The following is a 3,122-nucleotide window of genomic DNA, read 5'->3' on the forward strand; positions in this document are numbered from 1 at the left end:
GTTCAACAAGAGCGATGCTGACCAACCCCTCGTGTTTAAGGCGATGCGGACTTGAAGAAGCCAGCGCGAGTTGCAAGGATTCAAGCGTCCGCCCTAACTAACCCGGGGTGGCAGATCTTAACGTTCTGCAAGAATATCAGATGCGGTCACTCACATTGGTATTTGTCTCGTTGTTCACCCTCGTCGGATGTTGCTCCAAGCCATACTCGGGAGGTGTTCTGACTTGGCCGAAGCGCCAGTATACCGTCGGACCGGACATTGAGACCCGTGCGGCAATCTACTCTGCTCAGCACGGGCTTTGCCCAGCTGCCGACTCCCGCGATCTCGATGTTCGTGTGACGATGACAGAGAGGGATTTTCCTGGCTCCCAGCGTTTTAGATTTCGAACGACGTCAGAGCTTGATCAGGTATCAGCTGACTGGGAAGGGCGATCCAAGCTAGTTTTGCGTCGTGGAGATGGATCCCCCTTTGCCCAGCTACATCGGGATAGTGCTGGCCGGTGGACAGAGTATTCCCAATGAAATGCAACGCAGAACAAGTCGCTGGTGGACGACCCCTATCAGCGGCTTTGTTGCGTTCTTGCCGCCAGATTCGGGAGCTGCTTGATTGTCCGTGGCTGAACTGGTGAGGTTACCGGGTCGCCACAGCTTTTACGTTCGGCAGAATCATGAGACCCTTAATACTTACTCTCTCAATCTTCCTAGTTGGTAGCGTTTGTCTAGCTGATGATTCCGCCGTCTCATTGGCCAAGCGAGTAATCAGGGACAAATCTGATGAGCTCCAGATCGCAACAAGACCGGTTAGCTACGTTGATTCCAAGAAGGTGCAAGCGGAGAAGGCTTCAACCCAAGCTGAGGCGATTATTGAGGCATACGTTCTCAGTGACTCGGCTCCGGAGAAGGTAACTATTGCCTATGCGATACGAGTCTTGGCAGATCGCTATCAATCAATTTACTACGCCTCAAAGAGGGAGGAGATTCATAAGAATATCGTGGTGCTTTCAGAGCGCCTTCAGGAACTAGAAAATGCCGAACAAGACGGCGATGGCGACGCCTAACAGCGGCCTTGTTGAATTTCCTTTCCCATGATTCAACCTTTCCTATCTGACACGGAGCGCCGCTTTAGTTCGGGCGTCGCGCCATGCCTTTGACGTTCTCGTGGAATGTAGAGCCTCTGGGTTTTGAGGGTGTGGCAGTAGACCGAGTCGGAGATAGGTCGAGCTTATCGAGGTATTCGAGCTTCCGGAGCTTTGCTGCCCGGATTGAGCATCATGCGGTGGGCAGCAGACGAGCGGCCAGGAGAGATCGGACCGGCCACGTGACAGGCTCTGTTAGATTGTCTGTCTGATTCGCTGGGGCTCTGCATCATCACCGCTCGGAGTGTCTCGTGGGATGGAGTCGGCGCTCGATCGGGAATTTTCCCGTGGCGGACCGCGGCCTCCCCGAAGAACTCCCCGCCCCCAAGACCACCCAACGAGAACAAGGCGCTCGAGGACGACCCCTCTCAGCGGCTGTGTTGTGTTCTTGCCGCCAGCTTCGAAAGCTGCTTGGATCCCCGCAGCCTCCCCGGTGATCTCACCGGGATCGCCTCAGCTCAAACGTTAGCCCAAGAAATGATCGTCCTTGCGGAACCACGACGAGTCAGTGTCGCCGGGATAGACCTTGGTGACTCCCCAACCATTTCGTCATTGAGAGAAGCTCTGAATTCACCTTTAGAAAGGCAGTTTCAGAAGACCGGCGAAGCCAACGGAATACCATTTGATCGGACAAAGTCTGTGTTCGATGGCCGTGGTCTGTCAGCGATTTCTGAGAGCGATTCTGGAGAGCTTGTATCGTTGATCGTTACCTTCAACAGACGGGAGAGACTTGGTGCGATAGTGCAAGAGGAGCCAGAGGCCTTGTTTTCTGGATCAGTTCGTTTGGGTGAGTTCACGCTGGCGCCCCATGTCAGCTATTCCGCCTACGAACAATTGGTGAGCGTTGATTTTGACTGCCCAAGCATCCATGTTTGTCCTGGTGACCATGGTGATATCGCCTCCGTCGCAATTGGCTTCGAAGAAACACCGTGGGGCTAACAAGATGCTGATGGCGACCCCTTACAAGCGGCTTAGTTGCGATCTTGCCGCCAGCGTCGGGACCTGCTTGAGTGCTTGAGGCCGTCCCGGTCCGGTTCCGGGATCGCCATAGCGTTGACGTTGTGCTGGAAAAACCCTGATGCCGTGCCCCTCCGTCTGCTATTTCCGCCGCTAGATCGCACGGCAAATTCAAGGCCCTTCGTTCAAGGCATCAAGAGGCCGGCGATGATCTCCCCTTGGCCGTGGCGGGCGACGCTCTTGACGACCGTGAACTGCTATTTGCTTTGGGGACTCACCTGGTTCCAGTTCGTAATCACGCTCTCGTGCTTTTCCTATTCCGGACGCAATCTTTGGTTCTACGCTCTAGAACCTGAGACCTTTGGCCTGAGCGTTCCCGAGACATTCCTTGCGTTCTCGATTGCACTTTCAGTATTTGCGCTGTGTGCGGTATCGGTCGGGACCTGGCGCACACCCAGGCTTTGGAAGAGACTCATCATTGTAGGGATCTTTGTCGCAATCACCCTCGGCTTTTCGTGTCTGAATCTCCATCTACGGCACTACTGCTACGCTCAAGCACTCTTCTATCGAGACCAGGCACAAGCTAAGTACCACCAAAACCTCGTGCTCAACTACGACTCCGAGGATGAGTGGGTTGTGCAGTCGCTCGAGTGGGATCAGCAAATCGTCGATGAGTACAACGAGGGCATCCGCCTGTATCGTGAGAAGTTCGTCTTAGGTGAATAAAACTAAGCACAACAAACCACTGAGGCGGACTGACAAGTAAATTTCAGGTAAATTGCTCACAGAGTTTGGGGTTGGTTTTTTTGAGGTTCGCGATGATGGGAATAAGCGAGCTTGATCTCTTCTGCAGAACTTGGAGATAGTGCTTCTCATTGTATGTCTCGCGGTTCTTCCAGCAGAGAAACAGGATGCGCTGCCATTTGTAGGCGAGACTGCGGAGAATCGTTTGATGACGTTGTCCTTTGTCTTTCTGCTGTTGGTAGTAAGCCTTGGCCCAGAGGGATTTTATGACGGTTTGACCGGCCCA

The 3,122-nt window shown here is 53.7% G+C and carries 3 protein-coding genes and 1 pseudogene; 3 read left to right on the plus strand and 1 reads right to left on the minus strand.

Going from position 1 to position 3,122, the window contains the following annotated elements; genetic code table 11:
- The first annotated feature begins 667 nt into the window (after window positions 1-667).
- The 3 genes from ACFQY0_RS20950 to ACFQY0_RS20960 all read left to right on the plus strand — a co-directional run bounded on the left by ACFQY0_RS20950 (window position 668) and on the right by ACFQY0_RS20960 (window position 2,818).
- On the plus strand, window positions 668-1,057 hold the full coding sequence (locus ACFQY0_RS20950; protein ID WP_379716934.1) for a hypothetical protein: 390 nt from the start codon (window positions 668-670) through the stop codon (window positions 1,055-1,057).
- Between the two features lie 555 nt (window positions 1,058-1,612).
- Window positions 1,613-2,074 carry a hypothetical protein gene (locus tag ACFQY0_RS20955; RefSeq protein WP_379716937.1) on the plus strand — a complete coding sequence of 154 codons (462 nt, stop codon included), beginning with the start codon at window positions 1,613-1,615 and terminating at the stop codon, window positions 2,072-2,074.
- Between the two features lie 621 nt (window positions 2,075-2,695).
- Window positions 2,696-2,818 (plus strand): hypothetical protein, encoded by a 123-nt coding sequence (locus tag ACFQY0_RS20960; RefSeq protein WP_379716939.1) that lies wholly within the window; start codon window positions 2,696-2,698, stop codon window positions 2,816-2,818.
- Between the two features lie 43 nt (window positions 2,819-2,861).
- On the opposite strand, the pseudogene ACFQY0_RS20965 reads toward ACFQY0_RS20960, so the two are convergent.
- Window positions 2,862-3,122 (minus strand): annotated as a pseudogene (locus ACFQY0_RS20965) (hypothetical protein); the annotation flags it as partial.

Origin of the sequence: Haloferula chungangensis (assembly GCF_042664875.1) — a bacterium.
GTDB classification, from domain to species: domain Bacteria; phylum Verrucomicrobiota; class Verrucomicrobiia; order Verrucomicrobiales; family Akkermansiaceae; genus Haloferula; species Haloferula chungangensis.

Bases quoted from the DNA above. Each gene is read 5' to 3' on its own strand.
- ACFQY0_RS20955 (WP_379716937.1), top strand. From the start codon at position 1,613: ATGATCGTCCTTGCGGAACCACGACGAGTCAGTGTCGCCGGGATAGAC.
- ACFQY0_RS20950 (WP_379716934.1), top strand. From the start codon at position 668: ATGAGACCCTTAATACTTACTCTCTCAATCTTCCTAGTTGGTAGCGTT.